General features: G+C 51.9%; 15 protein-coding genes. 9 read left to right on the forward strand and 6 right to left on the reverse strand.

Annotated features, from left to right (window positions below; translation table 11 throughout):
* Positions 1-31: 31 nt before the first annotated feature.
* From JNC80_RS12390 to JNC80_RS12410, 5 genes are all read right to left on the reverse strand, one after another.
* Positions 32-1,114: an aldose 1-epimerase family protein gene (locus JNC80_RS12390; protein ID WP_376710598.1), complete on the reverse strand. Its 1,083-nt coding sequence runs from the start codon at positions 1,112-1,114 to the stop codon at positions 32-34.
* Between the two features lie 4 nt (positions 1,115-1,118).
* Positions 1,119-2,126, reverse strand: a complete 1,008-nt coding sequence (locus tag JNC80_RS12395) for an ABC transporter permease (protein ID WP_028233306.1) — start codon at positions 2,124-2,126, stop codon at positions 1,119-1,121.
* Positions 2,127-2,143: 17 nt separating this feature from the next.
* Complete coding sequence (locus tag JNC80_RS12400; protein WP_376710523.1) at positions 2,144-3,121, reverse strand: ABC transporter permease; 978 nt, start codon at positions 3,119-3,121, stop codon at positions 2,144-2,146.
* A gap of 10 nt (positions 3,122-3,131) precedes the next feature.
* Positions 3,132-4,649, reverse strand: a complete 1,518-nt coding sequence (locus tag JNC80_RS12405) for a sugar ABC transporter ATP-binding protein (protein WP_376710524.1) — start codon at positions 4,647-4,649, stop codon at positions 3,132-3,134.
* 199 nt (positions 4,650-4,848) lie between these two features.
* Entirely contained in the window at positions 4,849-5,895 is a 1,047-nt protein-coding gene (locus JNC80_RS12410) for an autoinducer 2 ABC transporter substrate-binding protein (RefSeq protein ID WP_075656504.1), read from the reverse strand.
* Positions 5,896-6,136: 241 nt separating this feature from the next.
* Between JNC80_RS12410 and JNC80_RS12415 the strand changes: the two genes are divergently transcribed.
* The 8 genes from JNC80_RS12415 to JNC80_RS12450 all read left to right on the forward strand — a co-directional run bounded on the left by JNC80_RS12415 (position 6,137) and on the right by JNC80_RS12450 (position 13,629).
* A complete protein-coding gene (locus JNC80_RS12415; RefSeq protein WP_376710525.1) occupies positions 6,137-6,889 on the forward strand; it encodes a DeoR family transcriptional regulator in 753 nt (250 codons plus the stop codon).
* Positions 6,890-6,973: 84 nt separating this feature from the next.
* Complete coding sequence (locus JNC80_RS12420; RefSeq protein WP_376710526.1) at positions 6,974-7,492, forward strand: DUF6622 family protein; 519 nt, start codon at positions 6,974-6,976, stop codon at positions 7,490-7,492.
* 122 nt (positions 7,493-7,614) lie between these two features.
* Positions 7,615-8,715 (forward strand): HPP family protein, encoded by a 1,101-nt coding sequence (locus JNC80_RS12425; RefSeq protein ID WP_376710527.1) that lies wholly within the window; start codon positions 7,615-7,617, stop codon positions 8,713-8,715.
* A 156-nt stretch (positions 8,716-8,871) separates the two neighbouring features.
* The gene (locus JNC80_RS12430; protein ID WP_213600311.1) at positions 8,872-9,663 is read left to right on the forward strand and encodes a siderophore-interacting protein; all 792 of its coding nucleotides are present in this window, start codon (positions 8,872-8,874) and stop codon (positions 9,661-9,663) included.
* Between the two features lie 54 nt (positions 9,664-9,717).
* Positions 9,718-10,629, forward strand: coding sequence for an ABC transporter substrate-binding protein (locus tag JNC80_RS12435; RefSeq protein WP_116088326.1), 912 nt, complete (start codon positions 9,718-9,720; stop codon positions 10,627-10,629).
* Positions 10,630-10,908: 279 nt separating this feature from the next.
* Positions 10,909-11,868 (forward strand): ABC transporter permease, encoded by a 960-nt coding sequence (locus JNC80_RS12440; RefSeq protein ID WP_022711978.1) that lies wholly within the window; start codon positions 10,909-10,911, stop codon positions 11,866-11,868.
* Between the two features lie 109 nt (positions 11,869-11,977).
* Positions 11,978-12,874, forward strand: a complete 897-nt coding sequence (locus JNC80_RS12445) for an iron chelate uptake ABC transporter family permease subunit (protein WP_083647156.1) — start codon at positions 11,978-11,980, stop codon at positions 12,872-12,874.
* Positions 12,871-13,629: an iron ABC transporter ATP-binding protein gene (locus JNC80_RS12450; protein WP_022711980.1), complete on the forward strand. Its 759-nt coding sequence runs from the start codon at positions 12,871-12,873 to the stop codon at positions 13,627-13,629. Before JNC80_RS12445 ends, JNC80_RS12450 begins: the two co-directional genes overlap by 4 nt.
* 80 nt (positions 13,630-13,709) lie before the next feature.
* Here JNC80_RS12450 and JNC80_RS12455 read toward each other — a convergent pair whose 3' ends face one another.
* Positions 13,710-14,687 carry an MBL fold metallo-hydrolase gene (locus tag JNC80_RS12455; protein WP_376710528.1) on the reverse strand — a complete coding sequence of 326 codons (978 nt, stop codon included), beginning with the start codon at positions 14,685-14,687 and terminating at the stop codon, positions 13,710-13,712.
* 408 nt (positions 14,688-15,095) lie between these two features.
* Between JNC80_RS12455 and JNC80_RS12460 the strand changes: the two genes are divergently transcribed.
* Positions 15,096-16,190 carry a carboxynorspermidine decarboxylase gene (locus JNC80_RS12460; protein WP_075656923.1) on the forward strand — a complete coding sequence of 365 codons (1,095 nt, stop codon included), beginning with the start codon at positions 15,096-15,098 and terminating at the stop codon, positions 16,188-16,190.
* The last annotated feature ends 105 nt before the right edge of the window (positions 16,191-16,295 follow it).

The raw sequence follows: 16,295 nt of genomic DNA on the forward strand, positions 1-16,295 counted from the left end.
GGAACACCATCAGCTGTTCCGGATCAGTGCCTTAAAGCGCAGTGATCATCTGCTCAAATTCATCAGCTTCTGCAGGTGCCAGATAGCCGAGGCGTACAGGGAAAGTCGCGCGTTCGCCCGGAGCCAGCAGGCGCACATTGCCTTTGGCTTTTTCTGCCAGATAGCCTTCCGGTTCGCAGGTGGAAGGCAGGGCAAAAGCTGCAACCTGCGCATCGCCATTGACCAGAACCCAACGCACGCATTTCGGGAAATCTGCCGCCGGATAGGAAATGGCAAAAGCCTCACCCTGTTCCAGCTTCATCATCTGATGAATGGTGCCGTTTTCATCCTGTTTCAGATTGCGCAGATAGAAAACCTGTTCAGGATCGTAACGATCAGGATTGTCCAGCACTTCCATGACGGACGGGTCTTTTGTCAGCTCGTCAATCAGCGCCAGATAGTCAGGATTTGGTGTTACATGGGCCGGCACGGCAGTGCGCACTTTAGTATCTTCCGGCGAGAAAGATGTCGGCTGAATGATACGGGCATCTTCGTCATAGGCGAAGTTGACATGGCACATATACATCAGTTCCATCGGGGCATAGGAGAGGTTCTCCACGTCCATTTCGATGTCGAATAATGTGTCATCCGCATAAAGGCGCACGGATGGTCGTGCCAGATAATGCGCGCCGAAGCCCATCACATATTCATATTCGCCTGTCACTTCGACATAGGCGCCCTGTTCATCCTCACCAAAGATGAGACCTGCAACATCCATATTGGCACATGGCATTTCGCCATGCGCGGCATGGGTATCCTGTGCCGATGGCACACCATTGCGCAGCAGGCCGGAATGGAAGGCAAAGCAGCCATAGGTCTCGGCAATGGTTTTGGCAGGACGCGGCATGGCAAAGCTGTTGCCCATGGTCAGGTCAACGCCGTCAAATTCAGCACCCCAGACCATCTGCCCCATATAGGGCAGAACGATCAGATGGCCGCGCTGATTTTCAATCATCAGCGCTTCAACGCCGGTGGCGTAGCGGAATGCAGTAACGGTCAGACCATCCGATGAAGCAATTTCATGCGGCTTGTCGGTGAAATCCTGACGGCGAAGATGAACGGAAATATCCTGCATGGCTTTACCTGTCTGAATTGCGGAATGCATTGATTGCAATCACCAGAATGAGGAATGCACCCCAGATGAAATCAATCAGATGATTGGAGAAACGCAGCATCTGGAAACCCGATGACAGCAGCATCAGCGCCACAAGCGCAATACCCACACCCAGCACACGCCCTTTACCGCCAGCCGGATTGGTGCCGCCGAGCACGGCAATCAGCACGGCCTGCAGCAGATAGGATGCACCGTAATCGGATTTTGCAGCATTGGTACGACCAGACAGGATGATACCGGCCAGCGAGGCGAGCATACCTGTGAGCATATAGGAATAGAGGATCATGCGGTCTTTTTTCAGACCTGCAAATACCGCAGCCTTCGGATTGGTGCCGATCAGCATCAGATTGAGGCCGAGGGTGGTGCGGCTGAGCAGCAGTGCAATCAGACCGGACACAGCAACAAAGATGATGAAAGGTGTGGCAATACCGAAGATTTTGCCATTGCCGATCATGTTCCATGCATCAGGAAAGCCGACAATCGCAGGGCCGCCGGTGAGTACCAGTGCCAGCCCCATAAATACCTGACCGGTGCCGAGCGTGGCGAGAATTGGCGTGATGCGCAATTTGGCGATCAATATCCCGTTGACCAGCCCTGCCACCAGTCCCACCAGCAAGGCAAGCAGCACACCAATCACCGTATAGAACAGCATATTACTGTCGGAATTCTGGGCGGCCTGCACCATGGTGGAGTGGAAATAGACACCGGCGAGAATGCCGGAGAGATTGGCAATCCCCACAACCGACAGGTCAATACCGCCGGTCAGCATGGCAATCATCATGGCAATCGACAGAATGCCGAGTTCGGGCATGATGTAGCTGATCGATTCAAAATTGTAATAGCGCAGGAATTTATCCGGATTGAGCCAGCTCATGGCAGCAAAAACCAGCACGGTGATAATCACCAGCTGCAGGATGTTGCGATCCATGTTTGCAGGGCTCAGGAAACGGCGCGTATCAATATCTTTTTTCATATCTTTATCCCCGCCGCTCACACCAGATTTTTCCGGTCACGCCATGCGGTAATTGCCGTGGCGATGATGATGATGAGACCAACGACAACTTTCTGCCATGTGGTGTCGACTTTCATGATGATCAGCGAGTTCTTGACCATCACCAGCATGAAAACGCCGAGCAAAGTACCAAGCACCGAGCCGCGTCCGCCGAAGATCGACGCGCCGCCGAGCACAACCGCTGCAATCACTTCCAGCTCAAGGCCGGTAAAGTCACGCGGATTGGCAAGCCAGATCATCGAGGAATGCAGCAAGCCTGCAAAACCGGCCAGCGCACCGGCCACACAATAGACCACGAAAATGGTCTTGGCGGTGCTGAAGCCAACGCGTTTTGCCGCCTCAGGCGAGCCACCATAGGCATAGATCGAGCGGCCGATCATTGTATATTTCAGCATCAGATGAATGAGCAGCGCGATGCCGAGATAGACCACAACCATCGCCGTGAGGCCGAAATTCGTACCGGTGGCCGAAGTCATAGAGACAACATCGGTCTTGCCGAATTCGATCAGCTCTTTCGGCATCTTGTTGATGTTGACGATACTGGTGCCAACCAGACCAAGAACCAGACCGCGTACAATAGAGCCGGTGCCGAGTGTCACGATCAGCGGGATCATGCGGAACTTGTAAATAATCGCCGCGTTGAAAGCGCCGAGCGCCAGACCGATCAGCGTGGCCGCGATAAACGGAATAACCACGCCGTCATAACCGATGGCGACCATGGCTTTAACAGTCAGATACATAGCCGCAATCGCGAAAGCAGTGAAAGACACGTCAATCCCGCCGGAGATCATCACCAGCAACACGCCGAGCGCCATAATGCCGATCACGACATTGGAGCGCAGCAGGCCGAACATATTATCCAGCGACCAGAAGGCCGGATTGATAAAACCGATAGTAATCATGGCCAGCAGCAGAACGCAGGCGATGATAAATTCTGTTGTTTGATAGAACTTCATGACCGGTTCCTCAGTTCAGTGTCTTCAGCCGGTCATTGACGGCATCTTCAGTCATGGCACTGCCGGACAATTCATCCACCAGCTTGCCCCGATGCATCACGACAACACGATTACAATTCTGCACCAGCTCCGGCACATCATCGGAGATCATCAGAACAGCGAGGCCGTTATCCTTGGCGAGCTTGCGGATAATCGCATGAATCTGCGCTTTGGAGCCCACATCCACACCAACCGTCGGGCCGTTGAGGATCAGCACTTTTGCACCGGTCAGAAGCCAGCGGGCAAGCACCACGCGCTGCGCATTACCACCGGACAGATGGTTGACCGGTGTATGCGGGCCCGGTGCTGCAATCTGCATGGCGTCGAACATTTCTTTCGTGACCTGATCGACTTTTTTGCGGTTGATGAAGAGACCGCTCACCATCTTATCCAGCGAGGTCACAATAATATTGCGCTCAATCGACTGGGTGAGGAACAGACCTTCCGTGAGGCGGTCTTCCGGCACATAGGCAATGCCGAGATCAATGGCCTGACGCACCGATTTCGGATGAATGGTTTTGCCGTTCAGCTGCATTTTTCCGGTGCATTGCGGGAGCATACCAAACAGCGACAAAGCGAGCTCTGTACGGCCAGAGCCGATCAGGCCGGAAATTCCGACAATCTCACCGGCATGGAGCGACAGGTTTACCCCGTCGAGCAACACATTGCCGGTCGCTGAATCTTTGGCTTTCAGGTCTTCAACCTGAAGCACCGGCTGTGTGCTCTGTTCTTGTGCCTGCCAGACATAGCTGTCCGGTTTCAGATCCAGACCGGTCATTGCGCGGGTAATTGCCGGTTCGTCAAATTCACTGATCGGGCCTTCCGCGACTTTCTTACCGTTGCGGAATACGGTGAGGCGCTCGCTGATTTCCAGCATTTCGCGCATTTTGTGGCTGACAAACAGCACGGCAATGCCCTGTGCCTGAATATCGCGCACGATCTTGAAGAGTGCATCCACCTCATGGCGGGTCAGTGCTGTCGTCGGCTCATCCATGATGATGAGGCGCGCATCGGCCATGACCGCACGGGCAATGGCAACAATCTGTTTGCCCGAGGTTGGCAGACTGTCGACTTTTGCATCGAGATTAATTTTTACATCAAGGCGGTCGAGCGCCTTCTGTGCCAGTTCGCGAACCTGTTTCCAGTTGATGGTTTTGCGGCCTTCAATCAGGAAAGTGTTCAGCGCCAGATTTTCGGCAACGGTCAGATTTCCGAACAGGGAAAAGTCCTGATAAATCACCTGAACGCCGTGATGAACGGATTTGACAGGATTGAGCTTGCCGGCAGGTTTGCCGTCAAACAGGATTTCGCCGTCCTGCGGTGTGTAAACACCGGACATCACTTTGATGATTGTGGATTTTCCGGAGCCGTTTTCACCGGCAAGGCAATGGATTTCACCGCGGCGGATGGTCAGCGACACATCATCAAGGGCTTTAACACCCCCGAAGCGCATGCCGATATTGCGCAGTTCTATCAGATTTTCAGTCATATTATTCCTGCCTGTGACAGAACGGATGTGTTCCCGCAGAGCTGGAGCATTTCACAGTCAACCCGGACCAATTCGGACATCTGTGATATGCGGCCATTAAAGAAACCAGAGCGATATCCATGATTGAATTTGGATATAGTCTGCTCCGGTAAAAACAGAGGCGGCAACAAGCCTGTTACCGCCTCCGGCTCTTTACAGATTAGAAGTCGTATTCAGCCATGTTGTCTTTGGTTACACCAACCCAGCCTGCACCATAGAGCAGATGCGGCTGTGCAGCATCCGGAGCGAGCAGAGAATTGTACCCGGCAAGGCCGAGGTCAAGACCGGCTTTGATCTGGTCGTTTTTCTTTTCCAGAGCAGCAACAGCCAGCATGTTCATGGCATAACCGGCAACAGCAGGATCCCAGAACTGGATATACTGGATATCGTCATTCTTCAGATATTCACCGGCAACCGATGGCAGACCTGTACCTGCGAAGAAGACTTTGCCTTTCAGACCGCCTTCAGCGATCAGACGACCGGCACCGGCAGACGTCGGCATAGGCGCACCCAGAATACCGGTAATGTCCGGATAGGTGGTCATTGCTTCTTTCAGCTTGGTGTAGTCGGTATTGGCATCGTCATAGGTTTCCAGACGCTCAGTTGCCTGCGACATTTCCGGGAAATTGGCTTTCTGATATTCTACAGCGCCGTCAATCCAGTCCATCTGGGACTTCGAGGTGAGGCTGCCGACAGTGGCAACATATTTGCCTTTGCCGCCCATATATTCGCCGAGCTGCTTCATCAGATTAGCGCCGTAAGCCTTGTTGTCGAAGGCTTCGATGTCATAATCGACGTTTTTAATGTTGGATGCTTCGTGGGAGATAACCACGATGCCGCGCTCGCGGGCTTTTTTCAGAACCGGCTCAACCGCTTCAACCGAGAATGGTACGATGGTGATAGCGTCAACGCCCTGTGCGATCAGATTTTCAACGATCTGCACCTGAGCGGCCGCATCAGCCTGACTTGGGCCAACCATCCATACGTCATGGCCGGTTTCATCTTTAAACTGAGCCACACCGTCACGCATACGGTCGAACCATGCAATACCATCGACCTTAACAACGGTCGCAATGGTATATTTCTTGTCATTGGCTGTGGTGATGAGGTCTTTATTGACCTTGGATGTGTCGATTACACCTTCCGCGAAAGCGGATGGCATAGCGATGGACATTGCAACTGCAACAGAAGCGAGAAGTTTTTTCACGCGATCCTCCCTGAGAAACCCTACCTGTTAAACATCCTGTTATCCGATAATTCCCGTCACCCCCGGATCATGGAAATTATCTGACAATAAGACGGATATTATATTGTTAGTATCCGATCATTATGTTTGGATCGTTTCACTAAATAATTTAATGTGTCAAGTCTGCAAAGACTGCTGCTTCACGCAACGCACTATTTTTTGTAGGTGGGAGAGTAAAAATGATTCAAAAAGGGGGAGAATCTTGAGCAGAACCAGCCGCAGGGACGAGCGTCTCACAGAACTCGCAGCTTTGATGGAAAAACAAGGTGTGATGCGTTTGCGGGATGCGGCAGCGCAGCTCGGTGTTTCTGAAATGACCATCCGTCGTGATATGGCGCAGCGGGATCTCAACGGCGGGGATCTGACGCGCTCGGATAGTGATGTGCTCAAGGGACTAAACTGCCTTGGCGGTTATATTTTCTCTGCGCAGGATAATAATGGTCACAGCGATTACAGTCTTGACCACGAAAGTGACTGCCATGCGGGCGCCAAGGCGCAGGCTTGCGCGGAAGCTGCCGCGATGATCGAAGAACACGACACGATTTTCATCGATTGCGGTACGACCACACCGCATCTGGCGCGTCTGGTGCCTGAGAATAAGTCGGTTACGGTTGTTTGTTATTCACTCAATGTTGCGGAAATCCTGTCATCCCGTGAGGATGTGCGCCTGATTGTGCTGGGTGGCCTGTTCCACCGTTCCGCTGCCTCTTTCTCCGGTGAGGAGGGGATTGAGACATTGAAGAAAATTATCATCAATAAGGCCTTTATCTCGGCGGGCGGTGTGCATGATGAACATGGTGTGACCTGTTCACATTTCCATGAGATTCCGGTCAAGCAGATGGCAATTGCCCGCGCGATGGACTCTTATCTGGTAGTGGATGGCAGCAAATTCGGCAAAGTGCGCTCGGCACCATTTGCGCAAATTATGCAATTCCGCAGGATTTTCAGCCATTAGACTGTAATAATTGCGAGCAAGGGCAGGGTATAGCCGGTTTTCAAAAACTCTCTATTATTTCATTGATTTTTTAAAAGGTGAATCATGCAGCTTATAGAGATTGTAATGCATACGCCGTGGTGGGTATGGGTTCTGCTTGCATATCTTATTTATAGCGGTGTTTCTCTTTTGTCTCCCAACGAGACGTCTCTTTGGAGAATGCTTTTGATGCCATGCATTTTTTTGCTCTGGGGCATCTATGGTATTTTCAGCAAGTTACATATGCCGTGGACGGCACTTTTAATTTATGTTGCTGCTTTGATAGCTGGCTTGTTTCTTGGCAAGTTCATTATGGCAAAGCGTGTCCCTGCGGTGTTGGATGCGGCAACAGGAATGGTCCAGCGTCCCGGCTCCAAGGTGCCGTTGGTTGTTGTTTTGTTTAGTTTTAGTTGCTTATATATTGTGAATGTCTATGCCGCTTATCATCCGGAAAGCCCTGCTGAATTGAAATTTGTAGTCATTTATAGTTTGGCCTCAGGCTTGTCTGCCGGTGCGTTTTTGGGGATCTCTATCGCTGGCATAATGAAAGCACTTCTCGGCACAGTTGTTCGGGTCGGTACCTGACGATATTGAATTTTTCTGATTTCCGACTTGTTCATCATTATGTGCAGCTGTTAATCACATAGGCTTCCGAAATGTGATAGTGGTTTTCTCAAATGTCCTCGCCTGAAAAAAACGGCAGCCGTATGAAACGCACGGCAGACCGTCTTTTTGCGCCCTTGCTGGCCGGTGCAACTTTTCGTTCCCGCTTGATTGCCAGTCTTGGTATTCTGCTCTGTGTTGTTGTGACCGGCATGGTCAGCGCATGGCTCTATGACCACACCACGCATTATGTATTTCTGATCGCACCGGTCGGTGCCTCGGCTGTTTTGCTCTTCATCGTTCCGACCAGTCCGATGGCGCAGCCATGGGCAATTATCGGCGGGAACACGATTTCAGCCCTGATCGGCGTTATTGTCTATCAGTTGGTGAAAGAGCCGTTTCTGGCGGCCGGTCTGGCGGTTTCTTTATCTGTGCTTGCCATGTCGCTGGCACGTGCCATGCATCCGCCCGGCGGCGCGATTGCGCTTACTGCCGTCATCGGCGGCCATACGGTGACCGAGGCGGGCTTCTTGTTTCCGTTTACGCCGGTGGCATTGGACTCTGCAATTGTAGTGCTGTTCGGCATTGTCTTTCACAGGCTGCTGAGACGCCCTTATCCGCACACAATACCGGTTATTAATCCGCACCAGACGCAGGATACGCCGACGCAAATGCGCGGCGGCCCGACCTCCGCTGATATTGATGCTGCGTTGTCTGAAATGCAGGAGAGTTTCGATATCAGCCGTGAAGATCTGGAAGTCTTGCTGCGGCAGATCGAGATGCAGTCTGTCATGCGTAACAATGCTGCGGGTAAAGCGGGACCCGATTGCGCGTCGATTATGTCACGCCACGTTGTGTCTGTGAAAGCGGATGATACGGATGATTATGCCCGTTCATTATTGCTCCGGCATAATATCCGCTCGCTGCCGGTAGTTGATGATCGCAATGTGTTGCTTGGCACAGTGGGCTTGCGTGAATTGCTGAAAGGCAAAGGGGCTGTTGCAGCACTGATGACCAGCCCGCCTGTGGCTCAGCCGCAGGATACGGCTCTGAGTCTTTTGCCGGTACTCACCAATGGCCGTTCTCATGCGGTGATTATTGTTGATAAGGACCACCATGTGCAGGGGCTGATCTCGCAAACCGACCTGCTTGCAGCCCTCGCGCGACTGGTGCAGCCGGATATGCCGGTGAAAAGCTCCGGATAAGATAATACAAAGTTGATTTCTTTTATCCACTTATCTATAGCATAAGGCAAAGCGACGAGGCATCGTCAGAAATGATGTTTGCCTGCCGTGTAGCGAGTTTTGTACGCCCCATTGGGCGCATGGCGCTCTGAATGCCTATAGGGAGTGAATATGCAAATGACACCGGATCAAACTGCGCCAGTACAGACACCACAGGCACCAACAGGCCGTCCGCAACTGCGTCAGTGGGAACTGACTGTAACCGCTGTGGCGGATGCTCCGGCCAATATGCGTCGTGTCACTTTTACCGCGCCGGATATTGCAGAATTCACCTATCGTGCAGGACAGGCCATTGTGATGATGCTGCCGACCGGCGATGGCGAATTTGGCCGCCGTGACTATACAATCCGCAGTCTTGATAAAGAAAAAGGCCTGCTGGATGTGGATTTCTTCATGCATGGTGACGGCACACATCTGACACCCGGACCGGCTTTTGCCCGTGATGCCAAGATCGGCGACAAGATCAGTGTACGTGGTCCGCGCGGTGGCGCGTCTTTCCGTGAGGATGCTGACTGGCATCTGATTACCGGTGATGAATGCTGCATTCCGGCGATTTTCCATATTCTTGAAACCATGCCTGCAAAAGCGCAGATGCATGTTCTGATCGAGGTGGACAGTGTGGCCTCGCAGATCGCGCTGAATGATGTCCGCGAAGGATTGTCGGCAACGCAGATCACATGGCTGCATCGCGGCGATCAGAAAGCCGGTCCGAGCGATCTGATGGCAGAGGCGGTTGCCGGTTTTATGCTGCCGCATGGCCGTGGCCACGCCATTCTGATCGGTGAAACCAGCAATGTGCGCAAGCAGCGCCAGAATCTGATCTCGCGCGGCCTGACCCGCGAACAGATCGCTTCCGAAGGTTACTGGCGTCCGGGTCGTATCGGCGGCCATGACCATGTTGAAGACTGATACGTGAATTTCGAAAATCTGCCGGATAAATCAGGCTATTGAAGAGGAAAAGCAATGAAACGGATGACAGGACTTTTCGCAAGCATCGCTGCCGGTGCCCTAATGTTTGCAGGCGCGGCTCTTGCCGGTGAAGTCACCGTGAAACACGCACAGGGTGAAACCAAACTGCCGGATGTTCCGCAGAAAGTTATCACTTTTGACCTTTCATCCCTTGATACGCTGGATGCACTGGGCGTTAAGGTTCTGGGTGTTCCGACCATCAAAAAGCAGGATTACCTGACCAAATATGATGCCGATGAATATATCAAGATCGGTACATTGTTTGAGCCGGATTATGAAGCTGTCAATGCCGCACAGCCGGATCTGATTATTGTTGGTGGTCGCTCCGCCGCCAAATATGCTGAACTGGCAAAAATCGCGCCGACAATCGACCTCACTGCCGATGCTGCCAATTTCGTAAAAAGCTCGGAAGACAATGTCCGCACTCTGGCCAATATTTTCGGCAAAGACAAAGAAGCTGAAGATGCGCTGACCAAGCTGAATGCCAAAAAAGACGAGCTGAAAGCACTGACTGCAAAAGCAGGCAGCGGTCTGCTGGTTCTGACAACCGGCGGTAAGATCAGCGCCTATGGTCCGGGTTCGCGCTTTGGTGTGCTTTATGACGATCTCGGTGTGAAGCCTGCGGCTGATGATATCAAGCCGGGTGGTCACGGCCAGCCGATCTCCTTCGAATATATCCTCGAAAAGAATCCAGACTGGCTCTATGTGATCGACCGTGACGCAGCGATCGGCCGTGAAGGTGTGGCTGCTGAGAAGTTCCTCGACAATGCCGTGGTTGCCCAGACCAATGCCTGGAAGAACAAGCAGGTCATCTATCTGGACGGTTCCGCATGGTATCTCAATGCCAGCGGTTTGACCTCGATGGGCAATATTGTGGATGAACTGATTGCCGGTTTAAAGAAATAAGCCTGCGGAAATAAGATTTCGGAGGGCTTTGCGGATAAGCGGAGTAAATATGTCGTGTTTTGACTTTACCCCGCCGGTTCTTTCAGGTTAAAGCATCCGGATTGTCTGCAAGGATATCAAAAAAGGCGGCAATGCATTGTCACTGCTGCCTTTTGTTTGTCCTGTATTATGCCCGCCGCTGACCGCAATTGTCAGAGCCTCTCTGTCTGCGGAATAGCTTGTTGTGTGTCTGTGCGTCCTGTTCCGTTTTTTGGATGCGCCTAGAACGGTTGCCGCCTTGTGAAACTGATCGCTGCAACATGCCTGCTGGTTCTTCTTGCCCTGATAAGTCTGTTTATCGGGGTGAGCGACGTGTCTTTACAAAGCCTGTTCGGCGATGAGACCGCACGGCGTGCGCAATTCGTACTGGTGGAGACCCGCATTCCGCGCACGCTTGCGCTGATCCTTGCCGGTGCAGGCATGGCCGTCTCCGGCACAATCATGCAAATTCTGGCGCGCAACCGTTTTGTAGAGCCGTCAACGGCCGGTACGGTGGATTCTGCCTCACTCGGTATTCTCACCGTGATGATCCTTGCACCCGGTTTGCCGGTCTTTGGCAAAATGCTGGTTGCAACCAGTTTTGCACTCGCAGGCACTGCGCTGTTCATGCTGATTTTGCGCCAGATTCCGCTGCGCTCGCCGGTGATTGTACCGCTTGTCGGCATTATGCTCGGCGGTGTGATCTCGGCAATCACCACATTTTTTGCCTATCGTTTTGATCTGCTGCAATCCATGGGCGCATGGACGACGGGTGATTTTTCTGCCGTGCTGCGCGGGCGCTATGAGCTGTTGTGGCTGTCTTTCGGCCTGACCATTGCCGCCTATATTGCCGCTGACCGTTTTACTGTTGCGGGTATGGGCGAGGCATTTACCACCAATCTCGGTCTGAATTACCGCCGCGTGATGACTTTGGGTCTGACTATTGTCTCCATGGTCACGGCCTGCGTGGTGACGACTGTTGGTATTGTGCCGTTTCTTGGTCTGATTGTGCCGAATGTGGTGAGCATGGTGATGGGCGACAGTATGCGCCGCTCGCTGCCGTGGATTGCGCTGCTTGGCGCAGGGCTGGTGCTGATCTGCGACATGATCGGCCGCACGATTAACGCGCCTTATGAAATTCCTGTCGGTACAATTCTTGGCGTGCTGGGTAGTGCCTTCTTCCTGTATCTTGTTTTAAGGAAGTCCGCCCGTGGTGCATGAAACAATCTATTCGGTGCGCAGTGAAGGCATATTGCCGGTTGAAAATCCGGCCAATCGCAGAAGCGCTGTGAAACGGCTGATCTTGCTTGGTGCATTGGCACTAATTGCGATGGCGGCTTTCATGACCATTGGTGCCAAGGGCAGCTGGAGTTTTGTCTTGCCGTTTCGCGGCACCAAGCTCGCGGCCATGATTTTAGTGGCCTATTCCATCGCTTTGTCGACGGTTTTGTTTCAAACCATTACCAATAACCGGATTCTCACACCTTCGATCATGGGCTTTGACGCGCTTTATGCGCTGTTGCAGACGGTGCTGGTGTTCTCGCTGGGTGCTCATGCGGTTTCAATGGCCAATCCGAAGCTGATGTTTCTGGTTGAAATCGCTTTGATGATGGGTTTTTCCGGTCTGCTCTATCGCTGGCTGTTTGCCGGTGAGGGGCGCTCGCTGCATCTTTTGATGCTGGTGGGGATTATTTTCGGCGTATTCTTCCGCTCCGGCACCGGCTTTATGCAACGAATTATCGATCCGAATGATTTTGTGGTGTTGCAGGACCGGTTGTTTGCATCATTCAACACGATTGACAGCCAATTGCTCGGCCTCTCATCCCTTGTTGTCGGGCTGGTTTCTGTCGCGGCATGGCGCATTGGTCACCGGTTCGACATTCTGTCACTGGGGCGCGAAACAGCCATCGGCTTGGGTATTAATTACAAGCGCACAACAATGATCATTCTGATGATGGTGGCGGTGCTGGTTTCGGTGTCCACTGCCTTGGTGGGGCCTGTCACTTTCTTCGGGCTGCTGGTGGCCAATCTGGCCTATATGATTATGCCGGTTACCCGTCACCGTTACACAATACCTGCTGCTGTGTTGCTGGCTGTGATCGCTTTGGTTGGCGGGCAGCTTATTCTCGAGCGCGTTTTCGCTTTCAATACCGCCTTGGGTATTGTGATCGAATTTGTCGGTGGTCTGTTCTTTATTCTGATGCTGGTACGAGGAGTTGCCCGATGATCGAGGTCAAAGCCGTCAGTAAAACCTATGGCGAAACTCTGGTGGTGAATGATGTCTCCCTGACATTGCCATCCGGCGGTATCACATCAATTATCGGCCCAAATGGTGCGGGAAAATCCACGCTGTTATCGATGATCAGCCGTCTTATTCCGGCTGATCAAGGGCAGGTTCTGGTCGACAATATGGATGTGGCGCGTACCGCCGGCGATGTGCTGGCCAAGCGTTTGTCGATCCTGCGTCAGGAAAACCATATGACGGCGCGCCTGACTGTGCGCGATCTGGTGACTTTTGGCCGTTATCCTTACAGCAAAGGCAGGCCGACTGCAGAAGATGCGCAATTCGTGGCGCGTTCTATCCAATATCTGAACCTGAATGATCTGGCTGATCGTTTTCTTGATGAGTTGTCCGGCGGTCAGCGTCAGCGCGCTTATGTGGCAATGGTGCTGTGTCAGGACACGGATTATACGCTGTTTGACGAGCCGCTGAATAATCTCGACATGAAACATTCTGTCGAGATGATGAAACTCTTGCGCAAAGCAGCGGATGATCTGGGCAAGACGGTTGTCGTTGTGCTGCATGATATTAATTTCGCATCCTGCTATTCCGACCATATTGTTGCAATGCAGCACGGCAAGCTCTTCTGTCAGGGTACGCCGGAAGAAATCGTTTGTCCTGTGGTGCTGGAATCCATCTATGGCACCGTGTTCAAAGTGCAGGATGTCGAAGGCAAGCGCATCGCTACCTATTTCATGTAAAATCACGCTGTTGATGAAAAACAGCGTGATTTATTTTGCTGCGCGCCTCTATAAGTCGAGCTGATAGCTCTTGTTCTTTATTATAAATCGAGCTGATAGCTCTCAGGAACATACCGGTACCCCTGATCCATCGCCTGCAAATAGCCGATAGCCGGAAACGGCATATGATAACCGATAAATGGCAGGCGTTCCGAAGCGATCATATCAAAGATGCGCTTGCGGGTTGCAGCCGCCATTTCTTTGTCGGCATCAAAAACCACATGCCATTCCGGTTTTTGCAATGTGATGACAAAGTGATTGGCTGTATCAGCAATCAGGATGATCTGCTTGCCGCCGGATTCAACGCGGAAAGCCATATGACCGGGTGTATGGCCGAAAGCGGCCAGTGCCGTAATACCGGAAACAACAGCATCTCCGTCTTTAAGAAAACTGGTTTTGTCTGCCAGCGGTTTGACATTGGCGAGAACAATTTTCTGCACGCCTTCGGCCGGTGTGCCTGCACGGTCAGGACTGGTCCAGAAATCATATTCTGCCTGACCTGTAACATAGCGCGCATTGGCAAAAGCGGGAGCGCCGTTTTCCATTAACCCGCCAATATGGTCAGGGTGGAAATGGGTGAGTACCACAATAGTGACCTGTTCCGGTTTGTAACCGGCAGCTTCAATCATTGCCGGTAATTTTCCCTGTCCGTTTTCGCGGGCAGCGGCACCCATGCCGGTATCAAACAGGATCAGTTCTGAGCCGGTATTGACCAGTGTCGGTGTAAATCCGTTGACGAAACGATCAGCAGGCAGAAGATTGGCCTGTAATAAGTCCGCAACCGTTTCTTCCGGCTGATTGATGGCATAGGTTTTTTGCGGGGCTTCACCGGCGCGCAGGCCATCCAGCAAGACTGTGATCTGAAAATCACCGAGCATGAAACGGTGAAAACCGGGTGATGAGACACCGGAAAGCGGTACATCAGCAAAGGCCGCACGGGTTAAAATCTGCGGCGCAGCAAGGCCGGTGAGTGTTGCAGCCGTGGCGAGGTTGAATATATTTCTGCGGGTAAGGGACATTCGATTACCTCATATCATTGGTTTTGATCGGGTCGAAAGAATGCTGTATTATCCGTCAGGATTGCGGGGCTGCCAACCGCACAGGCAATTTTTTTGAACTTTTTCGATAATGGCCGCATATTTGCGGGCACAAAAAGCGATTACGGCAAAGCTTTATCAGCCCTTATTTAAACCGTCATATTAAGCCCCTATATAAAGACAGATATAATCTGACACCCAAAGCACAGGCGGACGGAGGTTTTTTATATTGCGCTCTGTATAAATTTATAAAATCAGTTTCGATTTTGAAGATTATGCAGTAAAGAAAGCTACCGCAGTCCGGCAGTCTTGCCGCGCGGTCTCCTGTTAACAGGATAAATTTCCCCGCCAAAACACGTAACAGTAACGGACCGGACAAACGAATTGACGATCAAGACCCCGTATTACCTCATTGATAAGACCAAACTTCTGCCAAATCTGGAAAAGATTAAATATGTGCGTGAGCAGTCCGGCGCGAAATCGCTGCTGGCACTGAAATGTTTTGCCACATGGTCCGTGTTTGATCTGATGAGTGAATATATGGACGGTACGACATCGTCTTCGCTCTATGAAGTGCGCCTTGGCAAAGAGAAATTTGCCGGCGAAACACATGCTTACAGTGTTGCCTATGCGGATGATGAAATTGAAGATGTGCTCGCGAACAGCGACAAGATTATCTTCAATTCCATCGGTCAGCTGACCCGTTTTGAAGAAGTATCCCGAAACCACATTCGTGGTCTGCGTGTGAACCCGCAGGTTTCCACTTCCGACTTCTCGCTGGCTGATCCGGCGCGCCCGTTCAGCCGTCTTGGCGAATGGGATGCTGCGAAGATCGAAACCGTGATGGATAAAGTCTCGGGCTTCATGTTCCACAACAATTGTGAGAACGATAAATTTGAGCGTTTTGATGAGATGCTCGGCATTATTGAAGAGCGTTTCGGCCATCTGATTTCCCGCGTGAAGTGGGTCAGCCTCGGCGGCGGTATTCACTTTACCGGCGAAAACTATCCGCTGGATCAGTTCTGCGCGCGTTTGAAAGCTTTCTCCGAGAAATATGGTGTACAGGTCTATCTGGAACCGGGTGAAGCTGCGATTACCAAATCCGCTACGTTAGAAGTGACCGTGCTCGATACGTTGTTCAACGGCAAAAATCTTGCGATTGTCGACAGCTCGATCGAAGCCCATATGCTCGATCTGCTGATCTATCGTCAGACTGCGAAGCTGGAGCCGAATAAAGGCGATCATGAAATCATGATCTGCGGCAAGTCCTGCCTTGCCGGTGATATTTTCGGTGAATTCCGTTTTGAAAAACCGTTGCAGATCGGTGACCGTCTCTCCATTCAGGATGCGGCCGGTTATACAATGGTCAAGAAGAACTGGTTTAACGGCGTTAAAATGCCATCCATCGTTGTCCGTCAGCTCGACGGAACTGAAGAGCTTGTCAAAGAGTTTACCTTTGACGACTTTGCTGCCGCCCTTTCCTGAGGCAGATACTATAAAATGCAACCGATGCGCTTTGTGCGGAGCAGTCTGTACAGGGCGTATCATTGATTAGTGCATAATCATCATTGGAAAAATTTGTGATTATGC

It is taken from the genome of Pseudochrobactrum lubricantis, from assembly GCF_041929865.1.
In the GTDB taxonomy this organism is placed as follows: domain Bacteria; phylum Pseudomonadota; class Alphaproteobacteria; order Rhizobiales; family Rhizobiaceae; genus Pseudochrobactrum; species Pseudochrobactrum saccharolyticum.

What these genes read in the sequence shown, in the direction of transcription:
- JNC80_RS12390 (WP_376710598.1), bottom strand. Translation starts at nt 1,114, where the DNA reads ATGCAGGATATTTCCGTTCATCTTCGCCGTCAGGATTTCACCGACAAG.
- JNC80_RS12435 (WP_116088326.1), top strand. Translation starts at nt 9,718, where the DNA reads ATGAAACGGATGACAGGACTTTTCGCAAGCATCGCTGCCGGTGCCCTA.
- JNC80_RS12455 (WP_376710528.1), bottom strand. Translation starts at nt 14,687, where the DNA reads ATGTCCCTTACCCGCAGAAATATATTCAACCTCGCCACGGCTGCAACA.
- JNC80_RS12445 (WP_083647156.1), top strand. Translation starts at nt 11,978, where the DNA reads ATGGCGGCTTTCATGACCATTGGTGCCAAGGGCAGCTGGAGTTTTGTC.
- JNC80_RS12405 (WP_376710524.1), bottom strand. Translation starts at nt 4,649, where the DNA reads ATGACTGAAAATCTGATAGAACTGCGCAATATCGGCATGCGCTTCGGG.
- JNC80_RS12395 (WP_028233306.1), bottom strand. Translation starts at nt 2,126, where the DNA reads ATGAAAAAAGATATTGATACGCGCCGTTTCCTGAGCCCTGCAAACATG.
- JNC80_RS12450 (WP_022711980.1), top strand. Translation starts at nt 12,871, where the DNA reads ATGATCGAGGTCAAAGCCGTCAGTAAAACCTATGGCGAAACTCTGGTG.
- JNC80_RS12420 (WP_376710526.1), top strand. Translation starts at nt 6,974, where the DNA reads ATGCAGCTTATAGAGATTGTAATGCATACGCCGTGGTGGGTATGGGTT.
- JNC80_RS12430 (WP_213600311.1), top strand. Translation starts at nt 8,872, where the DNA reads ATGACACCGGATCAAACTGCGCCAGTACAGACACCACAGGCACCAACA.
- JNC80_RS12425 (WP_376710527.1), top strand. Translation starts at nt 7,615, where the DNA reads ATGAAACGCACGGCAGACCGTCTTTTTGCGCCCTTGCTGGCCGGTGCA.
- JNC80_RS12400 (WP_376710523.1), bottom strand. Translation starts at nt 3,121, where the DNA reads ATGAAGTTCTATCAAACAACAGAATTTATCATCGCCTGCGTTCTGCTG.